Genomic DNA, 16,884 nt, shown 5'->3' with positions numbered 1-16,884 from the left:
TGCCGAAATCCCCTACTCTGCGACTCGATGGCGAGCTCAAGAATCTTGCGGTTTGCTGCCGCAGTGGCCGCGGCACTGTGCGTTGTCGGCACCCCGGCGATCGCATGGGCCGAACCCAACACGGCACCGGACCCGAACACCTGCCCCTACCGGGTGAGCACACCCCCGGCCGTCGACTCCTCGGAAGTACCCGAGGCAGGCGACCCGCCGCAGCCGCTGCCCGTCCCGGCCAAAACCGTCGGCGGCGACGCGCTGTCGGGCTGCGGTGTGATCGTCGCGGCCGGTACGCCGCCGGTGCCCGACGACATCTCGGCCGAATCCTGGGTGGTCGCCGATCTGGACACCGGCGACATCATCGCCGCGCGTGATCCGCACGCCCGCCACCGGCCCGCCAGCATCATCAAGGTGCTCACTGCGATGCAGTCGATCAACGAGCTGCCGCTGAACAAGATGGTCGAGGGCACCCAGGACGACGCCAACGCGGAGGGCACCAGGGTCGGCGTCGACGAGGGCGGGCACTACACCGTCAACGATCTGCTGCACGGCCTGCTGATGCACTCGGGCAACGACGCGGCACACGCGTTGGCCGGCCAGCTCGGCGGGATGGATGTCACCCTGCAGAAGATCAACGGGCTGGCCCGCAAGCTGGGTGCACAGGACACCCGGGCGGCCACGCCATCCGGGCTGGACGGGCCGGGGATGAGCACGTCGGCCTACGACATCGGCCTGTTCTACCGATATGCCTGGCAGAACCCGACTTTCGCGAGCATCGTCGCCACCCAGACCTACCCGTTTCCCGGGCATCCGGCCAAGCCGGGCGAGGACGGTGACCACCCCGGGTACGAGCTGGAGAACGACAATCAGCTGCTCTACAACTATCCGGGCGCACTCGGCGGCAAGACCGGGTACACCGACGACGCCGGCCAGACCTTCGTCGGCGCCGCCAACCGGGATGGCCGCCGGCTGGTGGCGGTCCTGATGCGCGGCACCCGCCAGCCGATTCCGCCGTGGCAGCAGGCCGCGCACCTGCTCGACTACGGCTTCGCCACCCCGCCGGGGACCAAGATCGGCAACCTGATCGACCCGGACCCCTCGCTGATGCCACCCAAGCCAGATCCGGACAGCGCAGTGGCCGCCAAGGCCTCAGCTGTGCTACCCGAGGCCGACACGGTGCCGGTGCGGGTCGGTGTCGCGGTGGTGGGCACGCTGGTCGTATTCGGGCTGATCATGATGGCTCGTTCGGTCAACCGCAGGCCCGCGCGAGGCCGGTAAGCGCCTTCGCCGTCGGGCGACGCCACCGGAGTGGCACCCTGGTGCCCACCTTCGAGCGACTCTGTCGCAGGGCCATCGGCACCATTGCCAGCGCATTCGCCGCGACCTGCACACCAATTGTCGCGCAGAGGCGGGCAACAAGCATGTGCCCGGTAAGCCGGTAAGCCCTACCGACCGCCCCGCCACAACCGGGAAAGCCCCAGCGCGCCAAGAGCGCCCACGCCCATCGCGCCCAACCACTGCCGGGTCGACAATCCCTCGTCGGGGCCGACCCGCACGGTGATCACAGCCGGCGCGGGGGCCGCGACCGGCTCGGCACGCAGCTCGTCGCGCGACGTCGCCGCCCAGGCGGTGGCGAACAGCACCAGGCGGGCAGTGATGTAGGCGAACACCATCAACCCGAGCACCGGACCGAAGGTCGCACCCGCTGGGCCGTGCACCACCGAGCGCAGGTAGATCGAGCCCACCATCTTGAAGATCTCGAAGGCCACCGCGGCCAACAGACCGGCCCGTGCGCTGCTGCGGAAACTCAGCGACTCGCGCGGCAGCCGGGCGATCATCCAGGTGAACAACAGCCAGGACACCGCGAACGACGTCAGGATCGACACCACCCGCAGCCCGACGTTCAAGTCCGGAACATGGTGCACACCAGCCCATTCCAAGACCCTGGTCATCACCGAGGGATCGCCCAGCGCGGTCAGCGCGATCGTCAGCGTGATCGCGACGAACACCGACAGCAACGCCAACAGATCCGACAGCTTGGTCCGCACGAAGCCCAGCGCCTCACCGCGCTGTTCACCCCACATCTGACTGAGCGCCTCGCGCAGGTTCGAGATCCAGCCCAGGCCGGCCCAGGCCGCGGTGGCCAGACCGATGACCCCGACAGAGGTGCGGGACTGGATCGCCGACTCCATCAACTTCACCAATTGGGTCCCGAAGTCGCCGGAGACAGTCGCCGTAATCCGGGCCTCGATCTCGCTCAGCAGCTCCGGCCGGCTGGCCAGGATGAACCCGCCGGCCGCGAAACCGACCATCAGCAATGGGAACAACGCGAAGATCGTGAAGTAGGTGACGCCGGCGGCGAAGAAGTCGCCCCGCGTGTCCTGGTAGCGCCCCTGGGCGCGCATCACGTGGTCGAACCACCCGTAGCGGGCTCGCAGCCGGTCCAGGATGCCCGGCTTGGCCGGTTCGGTCATGCCCGCCTCTCACCGCGTCTAGGGAGTCGTCGGCAGAAACCCTAACCGGTCGTATACCCGTGCGACGGTCTTGGCAGACACCTCCCGGGCCCGCTGGGCGCCCTCGGCCAGGATGGCCTGCAACTCGGCGGGGTCGGAGAGCAGTTCGTCGACGCGTCGCTGGATCGGCGTGACGTAGTCGACGACGGCGTCGGCGGTGTCCTTCTTCAGGTCGCCGTAGCCGCGGCCGGCGTAACCGGCGACCAGCGTGTCGATGTCGGTGCCGGTGACCGCCGACTGGATCGACAGCAGGTTGGAGACTCCCGGCTTGTTCTCGACGTCGAACCGGATCTCGCGTTCGCTGTCGGTGACGGCCGAACGGATCTTCTTGGCCGTCACCTTCGGGTCGTCGAGCAGGCTGATCAGCCCGGCATCGGTCGCGGCGGACTTGCTCATCTTCGCGGTCGGATCCTGCAGGTCGTAGATCTTGGCGGTGACCTTCGGAATCATCGGTTCCGGGATCACGAAGGTGTCGGGGAAGCGGACATTGAACCGCTGGGCCACATCGCGGGCCAGTTCCAGATGCTGGCGCTGGTCCTCGCCGACCGGCACCAGGTCGGTGTCGTAGAGCAGCACGTCGGCGGCCATCAGCACCGGATAGGTGAACAGGCCCACCGTCGTGGCCTCGGCGCCCTGCTTCTGCGACTTGTCCTTGAACTGGGTCATCCGCGATGCCTGGCCGAACCCGGTGAAGCAGCCCAGCACCCAGGCCAGCTCGGTATGGGCGGGCACGTGGCTCTGCACAAAGATCGTCGCGCGGGCCGGGTCGATGCCCAGGGCCAGGTACTGCGCGGCGGTGACCAGGGTGCGGTGCCGCAGCGTGCCAGGGTCCTGAGCAACGGTGATCGCGTGCAGGTCGACGACGCAGAAGAAGGCGTCGAAGTCGTCCTGGAGTCCGACCCATTGCTTGATCGCACCCAGCGCATTACCCAGATGCAGGGAGTCGGAGGTGGGCTGCACACCGGAGAAAACGACACGACGCGAAGAACTGTTCATGGTCCATCAATCCTGTCACGAGGCGTTTTGCCGCTAGCATCCTGCTTCGTGCAACGAATACTGGCGCTGGCCGCCGCTGTGACGATGCTGTTCGTGCTGGCCGGTTGCCAGAGCGATTCCGGCGACCAGAAGCGGCCCGCGTCGACGGCGGTGGTGATCGTCTCCGGCGGTGACGCCACCAGCCCGTTCACCACCCCGGACCAGGCCTGCGCCACCGGACTGGCGGCCGGCAACACCGACACCGCGCTGCGGGAATTCCTGCTCGGCAAGGGCTACGCCGTCTACACCTCACCGGCGATGAACGGTCGCGGCCAGGTGACCGACCAAACCGGTTTCGGGCCGTTCGGGGTCTGCCCGGTCACCCTGCCGGAGAACATGACGGTCAACTCGACGGGCAGTATCGACACCGCCGGCGAGCACCTGGCCCGTTTTCTGAATTGGCTGCACACCGACAAGGGCGTCACCGAGGTGGACCTGGTGGCCCACTCGATGGGTGGGCTGTACTCGCGCGCCGCGATCCGGGTGCTGACCTCGACGAACTCCCCGGTGAAGATCCGCTCGCTGACCACGCTTGGGACCCCGTGGCAGGGTTCCTACCTCTCCGACTACGCCAACAACCTGGTTCCGCTGACCGACTGCCTGGGCGACAAGCTCTGTGAGTCCGCGATGAAGATCTTCAAAGACCGGGTGCTGCAGCTGATGGCCGGGTCCGGGCGCGAGGTCAACAAGGCGTTCCTGATGGGCAAGGACGGCTGGAACGAATTCCAGTCCGGCGTGCTGGACAAGATCCCGGTGGTGCTGATCGGCGGCAAGAAGTTCACCAAAGACGGCCAGGTGAACCCCGAAGTGTGGCCCAACGACGGTCTGGTGGCCCTGCAGAGCGCGCTGGCCAAGGACATCAGCGACTCGGTGTTGCCGCACCGGCGCTGCTACACCTTCGACGACACCCACAGCATCTACGTCTCCAACGCGGCAGGGCTGGACTGGAAGACGGCACTGACGTGGGACCCGGCTGTGCTCGAGACCGTGCACAAGGCCATCGACGGCGCGCCCCAGGAGCTGGCCAGTCCCAACCGCGAAGGTTGCCCGGCGGCCTAGCGCCGATCTAGCCGAGGGTGTTCTTCACGATGACGCCGTCCTTGACGATGACCGCGATACCCGTGTCCGGGGCGGCCAACACGCTGAGGTCCGCCGTGGGATCGCGCTCGACCAGCAGCACATCGGCCCACGCCCCCTTGGTGATCTCACCCAGGCGGGCGGCGCGGTACGGGTCGCGTTGGCCGGCCATCCGCAGCAGCGCCGCGTTACCCGAGGTGACCATCTTCAGCGCGTCGACATTGCTGACGTAGTCGCCTAGGCGGGCCATCATTTCGCTTTGCCGCCCAACGTTTTCCGGCTCGAAAAGCAGATCGGTGCCCCAGCCGAGCTTGACCCCGTGCTTGGTGGCCCATTCGTAGATGTGCGGCGTACCGCTGCAGATCTCCCGGTTCTTCTCGGCGCTGTCGGGATTGAGGAAGCTGTGGTCGTGTTCGGCGAACGGCTGGGTGGACAGCCACACGTCCTGTTCGGCGAGCATCGCGACCGTGGCCTCGTCGGCCAGGTGGCCGTGCTCGATGGACTTCACCCCGGCCTGCACCGCGCGATGGATGCCGGTCACGTTGTACACGTGGGTGGCCACGTAGGTGCCGTAGTCGGCGGCCGCCCGCACCGCGGCCGCCATTTCCTGCTCGCTGAACTGCACTGTATAGAGCGGGTCGTAGAGCGAGGCGGCGCCGCCGCCGGCCATCAGCTTGATCTGTGAGGCACCGAGCTTGAGCTGCTCACGCACCGCCGCCACGACCCGGTCGACCCCGTCCGCCACCCGCATGAAGCCGATCGTCTCGGCACGGGATTCGTTGCCGCCCAACGCCGTCGGGCGCTCGTAGACGAAACCGAAATCGCCGTGGCCGCCGGTCTGCGAGATCGCGGCCTGGCTGGGATAGATGCGCGGGCCCAGCGCCGGCTCGCCGTCGATCACCTTCTTGATCCCCGCGGTGTCGCCGGCCATGTCCCGCACGGTGGTGAACCCGCGCAGCAACGTGCCCTTGGCGCGGGCCAGCGTGGTGGCGGCCAGTTGAGTCTGGGAGGCCATCGCCAGGTCGAGCAGCGTGTTGGCCATGCCGACCAGGTGGGCGTGCGCGTCGATCATCCCCGGCATCAGCACCCGGTCTCCCCCGTCGATGACGGTGGTGGCGGCGGACTCGGCGATCGGCGAGGTGTCGACGGCGGCGATCGTCGAGCCGTCGATGAGCACGTGGCCCGGCGCGACCGAGCCCGAAAGTCCGTCGAAGACACGGACATTCTTGATCAGCACGCTCACGAGGCGGCCCCGTCGGCAAACTCCACCGTCACCGGCGCGTGGTCCGACCAGCGCAGCGCGTAGGCAGCGGGCTTCTCGACCCGCGCGGCGATCGTGCGGGCCGCCAGAGAAGCGCTGGCCAGCTGATAGTCGATGCGCCAGCCCGCGTCGTTGTCGAAGGCCTTCCCGCGCCACGACCACCAGCTGTAGGGGCCCGCGACGTCGGGGTGCATCCGACGCACCACGTCCACCCAGCCGGCGTCCAGCAGGTCGCTCAGCCACTGCCGCTCGCTGGGCAGAAAGCCCGCCTTCTTGACGTTGGCCTTCCAGGCCTTGATGTCGTTCTCGGTGTGCGCGATATTCCAGTCGCCGCAGATCACCGCGTCGCGGCCGTCGGCGGTCAACTCGGCCATCCGCTTGGCCAGCGCAGACATGAACCGCTCCTTCTCCAGCTGCCGGTCGGTGCCGGCTTCGCCGGTGTGGACATAGACGCTGCCGACGGTCGCGCCGCTGTCCAGATCCACCTCGAGGTAGCGGCCGTGCAGCTCGAATTCGGTTGCCGCCAGACCTATTCGGGCTTCGGTTATCGGGATGCGGGACAGCACCGCCACTCCGCTGCGCCCCTTGAGGTGCGGGCACGCGGACGCGACATGCCAGCCGGCGGCCACGGCGGGGGCAAGCGCCTCGGCGAGCTGCTCGTCGTCGGCGCGGGTCTCCTGCAGGCACACCACCTCCGAGGCGGTGGCCGACAACCAGGCGAGCAGGCCGAGGTTCTCCGGCGAACGCTCGCGCACCGCGGCGCGCACGCCATTGACGTTGATGGTCGACACGATCACGGAACAAAACCTATCTTGCGGTACCGGCGGTATCACCTTTACGGTCGGGGTGTGGCGTCACGAGAACCGATTCTCCTCGGATCCGGGGAACCCGTCCTGCTGCTGCACCCCTTCATGATGTCCTCCTACGTCTGGTCCGAGGTCGCGCCCCGACTGGCCGACACCGGCCGCTACGAGGTGTTCGCGCCGACCATGGCCGGCCACAACGGCGGCCCGCGCACCCGGTCGGTGTTCCTGGACACCAACACCCTGGCCAACCACGTCGAAGCACAGCTCGACGACCTGGGCTGGGACTGCGCTCACATCGTCGGCAACTCACTGGGTGGCTGGGTCGCCTTCGAACTCGAGCGGCGCGGGCGCGCCCGCACGTTGACCGCCATCGCCCCGGCCGGTGGCTGGCACCGCTGGTCACCGGTGAAGTACGAGATCGTCGCGAAGTTTGTGGCCGGCGCGCCGGTCTGGTTGACCGCCCTGCTGCTGCGTGAGCGCGCGTTGCGCCTGCCGTTGGCCAAGGCGGCGGCCAGCGTCCCGATCAGCGCCACCCCCGCCGGACTGTCCCACGAGCAGCTCGTCGAGATCATCGACGACGTCACCCACTGCCGGGCCTACTACCAGCTGCTGGTCAAGGCCCTGCTGATGCCAGGGTTGATGGAGCTGACCGACACCACGATCCCGACTCATCTGGTGGTCTGCGAGCGCGACCGGGTGCTGCCGCACCCGCGGTTCACCAAGCACTTCCTCAAACACATCCCGGCCATCGACAAGGTCACCCAGCTCGACGGCGTCGGGCACATCCCGATGTTCGAGGCCCCGCAGCGCGTCGCCGACCTGATCGTCGACTGGCTCGATCAGCAGGTGCCACCGGTCGCAGAGATCAACCCGGCAGGGTGAGCCGACCTCAGACGGTGAGCGCCTCGTTGAATGTCTTGCTGGGGCGCATCACCGCGGTGGCCTTGTCCGGGTCGGGGTAGTAGTAGCCGCCGATGTCGACCGGCTTGCCCTGCACCGCGTTGAGCTCGGCGACGATGGTGTCCTCGTTGTCGGCGAGCGCCTTGGCCAGCGCAGCGAAATGCTCGGCCAGTTCCTTGTCCTGCGTCTGCGCGGCGAGCTCGGCCGACCAGTACAGGGCCAGGTAGAACTGGCTGCCGCGGTTATCCAGCTCGCCGGTCTTGCGCGACGGACTCTTGTTGGCCTCCAACAACTTTCCAACCGCGGTGTCCAACGTGGAGGCCAGGATCTTGGCCTTGTCGTTGCCGGTCTTGTTGCCCAGGTCCTCCAGGCTGGCGCCGATCGCCAGGAACTCGCCCAGCGAATCCCACCGCAGGTGGTTCTCCTCCACCAGCTGGCTGACGTGCTTGGGCGCCGACCCGCCGGCGCCGGTCTCGTACATCCCGCCGCCGGCCATCAGCGGCACGATCGAGAGCATCTTGGCGCTGGTACCCAGCTCCAGGATCGGGAACAGGTCGGTCAGGTAGTCGCGCAGGATGTTGCCGGTCGCCGAGATGGTGTCGCGACCGCGGATCAACCGCTCCAGGGTGTAGCGCATCGCCCACACCTGCGGCAGGATCGTGATCTCCAGGCCCTCGGTGTCGTGCTCGGCCAGGTAGGTCTTCACCTTCGCGCGCAGCTCGTTCTCGTGCGGGCGCTCGTCGTCGAGCCAGAACACCACCGGCATCCCGGACAACCGGGCCCGGTTGACGGCCAGCTTGACCCAGTCCCGGATGGGGGCGTCCTTGACGATCGGCATCCGCCAGATATCGCCTTCTTCGACGTTCTGGCTCAGCAGGACTTCACCGGTGTCGATGTCGACGATGTCGGCAACCCCGGCCTCGGGGATCTCGAACGTCTTGTCGTGGCTGCCGTACTCCTCGGCCTTCTGCGCCATCAGACCGACATTGGGGACGGTGCCCATGGTGGTCGGGTCGAACTGACCGTTGGTCTTACAGAAGTTGATGACTTCCTGGTACATGCGGGAGAACGTCGACTCGGGGTTGACCGCTTTGGTGTCTTTGGTGCGGCCGTCGGCGCCGTACATCTTGCCGCCGAGCCGGATCATCGCCGGCATCGACGCATCCACGATCACGTCGGACGGCGAGTGGAAATTCGAGATGCCCTTCGCCGAGTCGACCATCGCCAATTCCGGCCGATGCTCGTGGCACTTGTGCAGGTCTTCGATGATCTCCTCGCGCTGGGACGCGGGCAGCGACTCGATCTTGTCGTAGAGGTCGGACAGGCCGTTGTTGACGTTGACGCCCAGCTCGTCGAAGAGCTTCTGGTGCTTGGCGAACGCGTCCTTGTAGAACACCTTCACCGCGTGCCCGAACACGATCGGGTGGCTGACCTTCATCATGGTGGCCTTGACGTGCAGCGAGAACATCACGCCCGTGGTGTAGGCGTCCTCGATCTGCTCCTCGTAGAAGTCGATCAGCGCCTTGCGGCTCATGAACATGCTGTCGATGACATCGCCGTCGTCGAGTTTGACCTCGGGCTTCAAGACGACGGTCTGACCGCTGGTGGTCTTGAGCTCCATCCGGACGTTGCGCGCCTTGTCCAGGGTCAGTGACTTCTCACCGTGGTAGAAGTCGCCGTGCTTCATGGTCGCCACGTGGGTGCGCGACGCCTGCGACCACTGGCCCATGCTGTGCGGGTGGTTGCGGGCGTACTCCTTGACCGCCTTGGGTGCGCGGCGGTCTGAGTTGCCTTCACGCAGAACGGGGTTCACCGCGCTGCCGAGAATCTTCGCGTAGCGGTTCTTGATCTCGCGCTCGTCGTCGGTCTTGGGGTCGCCGGGATAGTCGGGCAGGTTGTAGCCCTTGGCCTTGAGCTCCTTGATGGCTGCCAGCAACTGCGGCACCGAGGCACTGATGTTGGGCAGTTTGATGATGTTGGCTTCGGGATGCTGGGTCAGCTCGCCGAGTTCGGCCAGGTTGTCCGGGACCCGCTGCTCCTCGGTGAGGTAGTCACCGAACTCGGCCAGGATGCGGGCGGCCACCGAGATGTCGCTGGACCGGACGGTGATCCCCGCCGGTTCGACGAAGGCCCGGACGACCGGCAGGAAGGCGTATGTCGCCAACAGCGGCGCCTCGTCGGTGAGCGTGTAGATGATGGTCGGCTGCTCGTCGCTCATGTGCTGTTCTCTCCGCGTCGTCTTCAGTCAGTTCGCTGGCGGCTATCAGTATCGCGTCGCTCCCGACGCTACGTGATCGCGGTCGTCGGATCCGTGCCGAGGTCTACGTCACAGTTCCCCGATCGGACGGCCTGGATATCCCGCTGGCCTCCTGTTACGGGTGTGCGCTAGGCTTTGGGTCGGTCATGAGCGCCAGCGTCAAGCCCCGGCTCGCTGGCCGGCAACCCTCCAACCGCGGTGGGGTGCCCCGGGTGATGACCAGGTTGAGCAGCCCCAACCGGCTGCACGGCAAGCGCGGGTCCGCTATGACGGGCCCCCCGAGTAGACAGGGAAACCTGATGCGGAGGCCTTTCATTAGCCCCTCTCCGTAGAAAACCGCCGTCGGCGTTCGTCGTCCGCTGTGACCGAGCCATGCCGCGGCACCCCGGAAACTGATAAACACCTTCCCCGAGGAGCCACTTCTCCATGAGCACACCTGAGATCGAGGACCCCAGCGTCAACTGGTCGTTCGAGACCAAGCAGATCCACGCCGGACAGACGCCGGACGTCGCAACACACGCCCGCGCCCTGCCGATCTACCAGACCACCTCGTACACGTTCGACAACACCGAACACGCCGCCGCCCTGTTCGGGCTCGCCGAGCCCGGCAACATCTACACCCGGATCATGAATCCGACCCAGGACACCGTCGAGCAGCGCATCGCCGCGCTCGAAGGTGGTGTGGCCGCGCTATTGCTGGCATCCGGCCAGGCCGCGGAGACCTTCGCGATCCTCAACATCGCCGGCGCGGGTGATCACATCGTGTCCAGCCCGCGGCTGTACGGGGGCACCTACAACCTGCTGCACTACACGCTGCCCAAGCTCGGCATCGAGACCACCTTCGTCGAGGACCCCGACGACCTGGACTCGTGGCAGGCGGCGGTGCGGCCGAACACCAAGGCGTTCTTCGCCGAGACCATCTCCAACCCGCAGATCGACATCCTCGACATTCCGGGCGTCTCGACGGTCGCCCATGAAAACGGTGTGCCGCTGATCGTCGACAACACCATCGCCACGCCGTATCTGATCCAGCCGATCGCCCACGGTGCCGACATCGTCGTGCATTCGGCCACCAAATACCTGGGCGGCCACGGTACGGCGATCGCCGGTGTGATCGTCGACGGCGGCACGTTCAACTGGGCCAACGGCAAGTTCCCCGGCTTCACCAACCCCGATCCCAGCTACCACGGGGTGGTCTTCGCCGACCTCGGCGCGCCGGCGTACGCGCTCAAGGCCCGCGTCCAGTTGCTGCGCGATTTAGGAAGCGCCGTAGCACCTTTCAATGCCTTCCTGATCGCCCAGGGACTGGAGACGCTGAGCCTGCGGGTCGAACGCCACGTCGCCAATGCGCAACGGGTCGCCGAGTACCTGGCCGGCCACTCCGACGTGGTGTCGGTCAACTACGCCGGCCTGCCCAGCTCGCCGTGGCACGAACGCGCGAAGAAGCTGGCGCCCAGGGGAACCGGCGCGGTGCTGTCCTTCGAACTGGGCGGCGGTGTCGAGGCCGGAAAGGCGTTCGTCAACGCCCTGCGCCTGCACAGCCACGTCGCCAACATCGGTGACGTGCGGTCCCTGGTGATCCATCCGGCCTCGACCACCCATCAGCAGCTGTCCGCCGAAGAGCAGCTGGCTACCGGTGTCACACCCGGCCTCGTCCGACTCGCCGTCGGCCTCGAGGGCATCGAGGACATCCTCGCCGACCTGGAACGTGGCTTCGCGGCCGCCAAATCCCTGTCCGGCGCGGAAGCTTCGGACCCGCGGGCCGTGGCGGCCTTTTGAGTGAGCCTGACATGACTATCTCGGATGAACGTCTGGTGACCCTGCCGGCCGAAGGTGAGATCGGCGTGGTCGACATCGGCCCGCTGACGCTGGAGAGCGGCGAGGTGCTCGAACACGTGTCGATCGCGGTGCAGCGCTGGGGTGAGCTCTCCGAAGACCGTGACAACGTCGTCGTCGCGCTGCATGCGCTGACCGGCGACTCGCACCTGACCGGACCCGCCGGCCCAGGTCACCCGACGCCGGGCTGGTGGGACGGCGTCGCGGGTCCCGGAGCCCCGATCGACACCACCCGCTGGTGCGCGGTGGCCACCAATGTCCTGGGCGGCTGCCGCGGCTCGACCGGGCCCAGCTCGCTGGCCCGCGACGGCAAACCCTGGGGCTCGAGATTTCCGATCATCACGGTGCGTGACCAGGTCAACGCCGATGTGGCCGCGTTGGCCGCACTCGGCATCACCGAGGTTGCCGCGCTGGTCGGTGGCTCGATGGGTGGCGCCAGGGCCCTGGAGTGGATGGTCGGCTACCCCGAGCGGGTGCGGGCGGCGCTGGTTCTGGCCGTCGGCGGCCGTGCGACGGCCGACCAGATCGGGACGCAGAGCACTCAGATCGCGGCCATCAAATCCGACCCGAACTGGCAGGGCGGCGACTATCACGGCACCGGCCGCAGTCCCGATATCGGCCTGCAGCTGGCCCGGCGGTTCGCGCACCTGACCTACCGCGGCGAGGTCGAACTCGACAGCCGGTTCGGCAATGACGCCCAGGACGACGAGGACCCGCTGACCGGCGGCCGGTATGCGGTGCAGAGCTACCTCGAATACCAGGGCGCCAAGCTGGTCGAGCGGTTCGACGCGGGCAGCTATGTGGCCCTGACCGAGACGCTGTCCAACCACGACGTCGGGCGTGGCCGTGGTGGGGTGGCCGCCGCCCTGCGGTCGTGCCCGGTGCCCACGGTGGTCGGCGGGATCACCTCCGACCGGCTCTACCCGCTGCGGCTGCAGCAAGAGCTGGCCGACTTGTTGCCGAACTGCACCGGGCTCAATGTGGTGGAGTCGATCTGCGGCCACGACGGCTTCCTCGTCGAGACCGAGGCGGTGGGTGGGTTGATCCGCCAAACCCTCGACCTGGCCGACGGCACGGGACTGCGCACGCGGTGATCGAATCGCGGCGTGAACGTTCACTGTCCTTCGGGTCCGAGGCCGCCGCTTACGAGCGCGGACGCCCGTCGTACCCGCCGGAAGCGATCGACTGGCTGCTGCCGCCCGGCGCGCGCGACGTGCTGGACCTCGGTGCCGGTACCGGCAAGCTCACCACCCGGCTGGTCGAGCGCGGCCTGGACGTCGTGGCCGTCGATCCGCTGGCCGAGATGTTGGAGTTACTCAGCTCCGCCCTGCCCGACACGCCCGCGCTGCTAGGCACCGCCGAGCAGATCCCTTTGCCGGACAACAGCGTTGACGCTGTCCTGGTGGCCCAGGCCTGGCATTGGTTCGACCCGGAGCGCGCGGTCGCCGAGGTGGCCAGGGTGCTGCGCCCGGGCGGGCGACTCGGGCTGGTGTGGAATGCCCGTGACGAACGGCTGGGCTGGATCAAGGATCTCGGCGACATCATCGGCCACGAGAACGCTCAGCTCAACGACACCACCACGGTGCCCGCGCCGTTCAGCGAGGTGGAGCGCCATCACGTGGAGTGGACGAGTTACCTGACACCGCAGGCGCTGATCGACCTGGTGGCCTCGCGCAGCTACTGCATCACCTCGCCGGCGGCGGTGCGTAACCAGACCCTCGACCAGGTCCGCGAGCTGCTGAACACCCATCCCGCACTGGCGAACTCGGCCGGATTGGCACTGCCGTACATCACGGTGTGTATCCGGGCGACGCTGTCGAGCTGAGGGCGGCGCCGAACCAGCGGTGCAGCACCGCGGACTGGCGGTCGGCCTCGTCGCTCCCGAAAGAGTCTGCGGCCCAAGCCACATATCCGTCGGGGCGGATCAGCACGGCGGCCGGGCCGCCCGCCAGTCCCCCGGTTACGATGTCGACGCGATCCGCCCATCCGCGGGCGGGCGCGGCCGCCGCACCGCCGCACAGGTCGAGCAGCACCGGCCGCGCGGAGTGCAGCAGGGCGGCGACGCGGCGCCCGTCGCCGAGGGTCAGGTCGGGCACCAGATACCCTGACAGCGGGTGGTCGTCGCCGACGTCGTAGCGCACATCTGAGCCGGCCAGCAGCCGGCCGAGATGTGCACTGACCTCCGGTATGTCGATCAGCTCACCGAAAAGTGTTCGCAATGCCCCAACTTCGGGACCCGGGCCCATCAAGGCGCTTTGCGCCATCGAGTGCATCATGACGCGCTGCCCCGCCGGGTAGCGCTCGTTCTGGTAGCTGTCGAGCAGCCCCGGCGGTGCCCAGCCGTTGAGTTCGGCGCCCAGTTTCCAGCCCAGGTTCACCGCATCCTGCAGACCCAGGTTCAACCCCGGGCCACCCATCGCCGAGTGCACGTGGGCCGCGTCGCCGAGCAGCAGCACCCGCCCCACCCGGTAGCGGTCGGCTTGCCGGGTGTTCTGGCCGTCGATTCGGCGCAGCGCATGCGGGCCGGGGCCGCGGGGCTCTTCGAGTTTCACGTCGACGCCCAGTATCCGACGCAGGCTAGCGCGCAGCTCCGCTAGCGACATCGGCCCCTGCTCGTCGGCGGGGCCCTCCTCCTTGGTGCCGACCAGCACCAGATCCTCCCGCAACGCCCCGACCAGTACCATTCCCGATTCGAACCAGTTGTGCCCGAACGGGATACGCCCGATGCCGGGGATATCGAGACCCCCGTCCAGCGCGCGCAGTTCGTCGGGCACGTGGACCTGCGCCAGCCGCGCGACGGTGTGCGAGGTAGTGCCGGGAAAGTCGATGCCGACGCTCTTGCGCACCAGACTGCGACCGCCGTCGGCGCCGACGAGGTAACCCGCGGTCAACTCGTAGCGGCCGGCCGGGCCGGCCACGCTCAGCCCCACGTGGTCTCTACCCTGGTGCAGTTCGGTGAGTTCGTGACCCCAGCGAAGGTCGACGCCCAGGTCACGGGCGCGCTTCTCCAGCAGCCGGACCAGCCTCGGCTGCTGCAGCATCATCGCGTACATCGGGCTGGTGGACGGGTCGGGGTAGCGCAGCTGCAGCCCGGAGAACATCCACCCGGGCAGGGGTTGCGGCGGTTGCTGGTCACCGGTGAAGTCTTCGTAGAGACCGCGCATGTCCAGCACCCGGATGACCTGTCCAACAAGGCCGTTGGCTTTCGGTTCAGCGCTAGGGCCGGGCAGTGCGTCGAGTACGACCGGCGTGATGCCGGCCAGCGCAAGCTCGCAGGCCAGCATCAGCCCGTTGGGACCGGCACCGGAGATGACGACGTCGGCATGCTGGTCAGCCACGATTGCTCCTTCGGCTGCCTGCGGTGGGCTCGGGAAGGCCGGCGGCCACGTCGGCGAGGCCGCGGCGCAGCAGGCCGACGATGGGCACGGGCGGATCGGCGGCGATGTATGCCTCGGCGGCCGCTTCGGCGACGGCGCGGATGACGCCGGCCACCAGACGCGGATACATGTCGCGCACCGGATCGGTGCCGGTGCGCTCGGCGATGGCCTCGATCCACTCTGCGGTGAGTTCCTTGGACAGCACCGTGCGGACCTCGGTCGCCATCGAGAGCTTGCGGACCTCGGCGAGCTGCTCTCGGGTCGGCGCGACACCGTCGGCTCCCTCGGCGATCAGCGGCTCCAGCAGTGTCTCGGCGATCGCCGACCACAGTGGCTCGCCGGCCGGACGCCCGCGAAAGGAGTTGATGCTAAGCCGCATTCGCTCCACTTGGCGGTAGGCGATGGCCTCGTACTTGCCGGTGAAGTAGTTGTTGAACGTTCGCAGCGAAACACCGGCCCGCTCGGCGATGTCCTCGCGGGTGACGTTCTCCAAACCCCGCTCGAAGGCCAGCCGCAGGGCGGCATCGCTGAGCGCTCTGCGGGTTTCGGCCTTCTTGCGTTCGCGCAGTCCCTGCGGTGCGGTCATGCCGCCACCGTACGCCCAATCTTGCCTAGTGTGCAAGATTGCCTATCGTGCAAAACTGTGGCTACGACGTTCCGAGGGGATCGATCGTCGAGGCGATGTACACCATCACCACGCAGACCGTGGTCATGGTGGCGAAATCGAGACTGCGTGAACGCACCACCAGAAGACCCGCCCGCTCCTCGGTCAGCAGCAGCCGCAACGCCGCGGCCACCCCGACCGCGATACCGATGAGCAGGGCGCCCCGGCGCCAGAACCCGGCAGCCACCAAGACAAACGCGACGAGGAAGATCGCGCCGACGCCCAGGATGGGCCACTGCGAGCGGACGACCCGCCGGGTGAAGTCCACCGCCTCCGCAGGAGTCGGCAGCCGGCGCTTGGCCCGCGCGGTCATCACGCCCCTTCGGCCAGCTCGACGACGTTGGTCAGCAGGAAGGCGCGGGTCAGCGGGCCCACCCCGCCGGGATTGGGCGAGACGTGGCCGGCGACCTCCCACACGTCGGGATGCACGTCGCCGGTGAGCCTTCCGTCCACCCGGCTCACCCCGACGTCGACGACGGCCGCCCCCGGGCGCACCATGTCGGGCGTCAGCATGTGCGGCACCCCGACCGCGGCGACGATGATGTCGGCCTGCCGGGTCAGCGCGGGCAGATCACGGGTTCCGGTGTGGCACAGGGTGACCGTCGCGTTCTCGCTGCGGCGGGTGAGAAGAAGTCCGATCGGACGGCCCACCGTCACGCCCCGGCCGATCACCACCACGTGCGCGCCGGCGATCGGCACGTCGAAGCGGCGCAGCAGGTGCACGATGCCGCGCGGGGTGCAGGGTAACGGCGCGGCTTTCCCCAGCACCAGCCGACCCAGGTTGGTCGGGTGCAGCCCGTCGGCGTCCTTGGCCGGGTCGACACGCTCCAGCGCGGCGTTCTCGTCCAGATGGCGCGGCAGCGGCAGCTGCACGATGTAGCCGGTGCACTCCGGGTTGGCGTTGAGTTCGTCGAGGGTGTCGTCCAGCTGTGCCTGGCTGACGTCGGCGGGCAGATCGCGGCGGATCGAGGTGATGCCGACCTTGGCGCAGTCGGCGTGCTTACCGCGGACGTAGGCGTGCGAGCCGGGGTCGTCGCCGACGAGCACGGTGCCCAACCCCGGGGTGCGTCCGGCCGCGGTCAATGCCGCCACACGCTGGGACAGATCGACGAATATCTCGTCACGGGTGAGCTTGCCGTCCAGGCTGATCGCGACCACGAACCG

The 16,884-nt window shown here is 67.9% G+C and carries 15 protein-coding genes and 1 riboswitch; of the genes, 6 read left to right on the top strand and 9 right to left on the bottom strand.

Annotated elements, in window-relative coordinates:
• Positions 1-27 precede the first annotated feature (27 nt).
• A complete protein-coding gene (locus tag ADBZ9K_RS13540) occupies positions 28-1,272 on the top strand; it encodes a D-alanyl-D-alanine carboxypeptidase family protein (RefSeq protein WP_526621286.1) in 1,245 nt (414 codons plus the stop codon).
• Positions 1,273-1,439: 167 nt separating this feature from the next.
• On the opposite strand, the gene yhjD is transcribed toward ADBZ9K_RS13540, so the two are convergent.
• Positions 1,440-2,468: an inner membrane protein YhjD gene (gene yhjD / locus ADBZ9K_RS13535; protein ID WP_526621284.1), complete on the bottom strand. Its 1,029-nt coding sequence runs from the start codon at positions 2,466-2,468 to the stop codon at positions 1,440-1,442.
• An 18-nt stretch (positions 2,469-2,486) separates the two neighbouring features.
• Positions 2,487-3,503: a tryptophan--tRNA ligase gene (gene trpS / locus ADBZ9K_RS13530; RefSeq protein WP_526621282.1), complete on the bottom strand. Its 1,017-nt coding sequence runs from the start codon at positions 3,501-3,503 to the stop codon at positions 2,487-2,489.
• A 48-nt stretch (positions 3,504-3,551) separates the two neighbouring features.
• Here trpS and ADBZ9K_RS13525 point away from each other — a divergent pair, with 48 nt between their 5' ends.
• Complete coding sequence (locus ADBZ9K_RS13525; RefSeq protein WP_526621281.1) at positions 3,552-4,601, top strand: alpha/beta hydrolase; 1,050 nt, start codon at positions 3,552-3,554, stop codon at positions 4,599-4,601.
• A gap of 7 nt (positions 4,602-4,608) precedes the next feature.
• Here ADBZ9K_RS13525 and ADBZ9K_RS13520 read toward each other — a convergent pair whose 3' ends face one another.
• Together ADBZ9K_RS13520 and ADBZ9K_RS13515 are read right to left on the bottom strand one after the other, a co-directional pair.
• Positions 4,609-5,856, bottom strand: coding sequence for a metal-dependent hydrolase family protein (locus ADBZ9K_RS13520; protein WP_526622628.1), 1,248 nt, complete (start codon positions 5,854-5,856; stop codon positions 4,609-4,611).
• Between the two features lie 2 nt (positions 5,857-5,858).
• Entirely contained in the window at positions 5,859-6,677 is an 819-nt protein-coding gene (locus tag ADBZ9K_RS13515) for an exodeoxyribonuclease III (protein WP_526621279.1), read from the bottom strand.
• 51 nt (positions 6,678-6,728) lie between these two features.
• Between ADBZ9K_RS13515 and ephH the strand changes: the two genes are divergently transcribed.
• Positions 6,729-7,568, top strand: a complete 840-nt coding sequence (gene ephH, locus ADBZ9K_RS13510) for an epoxide hydrolase EphH (RefSeq protein ID WP_526621277.1) — start codon at positions 6,729-6,731, stop codon at positions 7,566-7,568.
• Positions 7,569-7,575: 7 nt separating this feature from the next.
• On the opposite strand, the gene ADBZ9K_RS13505 is transcribed toward ephH, so the two are convergent.
• Positions 7,576-9,804: an NADP-dependent isocitrate dehydrogenase gene (locus ADBZ9K_RS13505; protein ID WP_526621275.1), complete on the bottom strand. Its 2,229-nt coding sequence runs from the start codon at positions 9,802-9,804 to the stop codon at positions 7,576-7,578.
• Between the two features lie 181 nt (positions 9,805-9,985).
• Positions 9,986-10,105, top strand: a riboswitch (SAM riboswitch).
• A 164-nt stretch (positions 10,106-10,269) separates the two neighbouring features.
• Here ADBZ9K_RS13505 and ADBZ9K_RS13500 point away from each other — a divergent pair.
• Genes ADBZ9K_RS13500 through ADBZ9K_RS13490 form a run of 3 tightly spaced genes read left to right on the top strand, consistent with a single transcriptional unit; the run spans position 10,270 to position 13,504 of the window.
• Complete coding sequence (locus tag ADBZ9K_RS13500; protein ID WP_526621274.1) at positions 10,270-11,622, top strand: bifunctional o-acetylhomoserine/o-acetylserine sulfhydrylase; 1,353 nt, start codon at positions 10,270-10,272, stop codon at positions 11,620-11,622.
• A gap of 11 nt (positions 11,623-11,633) precedes the next feature.
• Positions 11,634-12,773 carry a homoserine O-acetyltransferase MetX gene (gene metX, locus ADBZ9K_RS13495; RefSeq protein ID WP_526621273.1) on the top strand — a complete coding sequence of 380 codons (1,140 nt, stop codon included), beginning with the start codon at positions 11,634-11,636 and terminating at the stop codon, positions 12,771-12,773.
• The gene (locus ADBZ9K_RS13490; protein WP_526621271.1) at positions 12,770-13,504 is read left to right on the top strand and encodes a class I SAM-dependent methyltransferase; all 735 of its coding nucleotides are present in this window, start codon (positions 12,770-12,772) and stop codon (positions 13,502-13,504) included. Before metX ends, ADBZ9K_RS13490 begins: the two co-directional genes overlap by 4 nt.
• Here ADBZ9K_RS13490 and ADBZ9K_RS13485 read toward each other — a convergent pair.
• The 4 genes from ADBZ9K_RS13485 to ADBZ9K_RS13470 form a co-directional block, all read right to left on the bottom strand.
• Entirely contained in the window at positions 13,470-15,017 is a 1,548-nt protein-coding gene (locus ADBZ9K_RS13485; RefSeq protein ID WP_526621269.1) for an FAD-dependent oxidoreductase, read from the bottom strand. The two genes, ADBZ9K_RS13490 and ADBZ9K_RS13485, sit on opposite strands and share 35 nt — an antisense overlap.
• Entirely contained in the window at positions 15,010-15,642 is a 633-nt protein-coding gene (locus ADBZ9K_RS13480; protein WP_526621267.1) for a TetR/AcrR family transcriptional regulator, read from the bottom strand. Before ADBZ9K_RS13480 ends, ADBZ9K_RS13485 begins: the two co-directional genes overlap by 8 nt.
• A 61-nt stretch (positions 15,643-15,703) precedes the next feature.
• A complete protein-coding gene (locus tag ADBZ9K_RS13475; protein ID WP_526621265.1) occupies positions 15,704-16,033 on the bottom strand; it encodes a DUF3017 domain-containing protein in 330 nt (109 codons plus the stop codon).
• Positions 16,033-16,878 carry a bifunctional methylenetetrahydrofolate dehydrogenase/methenyltetrahydrofolate cyclohydrolase gene (locus ADBZ9K_RS13470; RefSeq protein ID WP_526621263.1) on the bottom strand — a complete coding sequence of 282 codons (846 nt, stop codon included), beginning with the start codon at positions 16,876-16,878 and terminating at the stop codon, positions 16,033-16,035. Before ADBZ9K_RS13470 ends, ADBZ9K_RS13475 begins: the two co-directional genes overlap by 1 nt.
• Positions 16,879-16,884: the final 6 nt, after the last annotated feature.

It is taken from the genome of Mycobacterium sp. (assembly GCF_965229265.1).
GTDB lineage: Bacteria > Actinomycetota > Actinomycetes > Mycobacteriales > Mycobacteriaceae > Mycobacterium.
The sequence above is the reverse complement of the archived record's forward strand: the minus strand, read 5'-3'. Positions and strand labels throughout refer to the sequence as shown.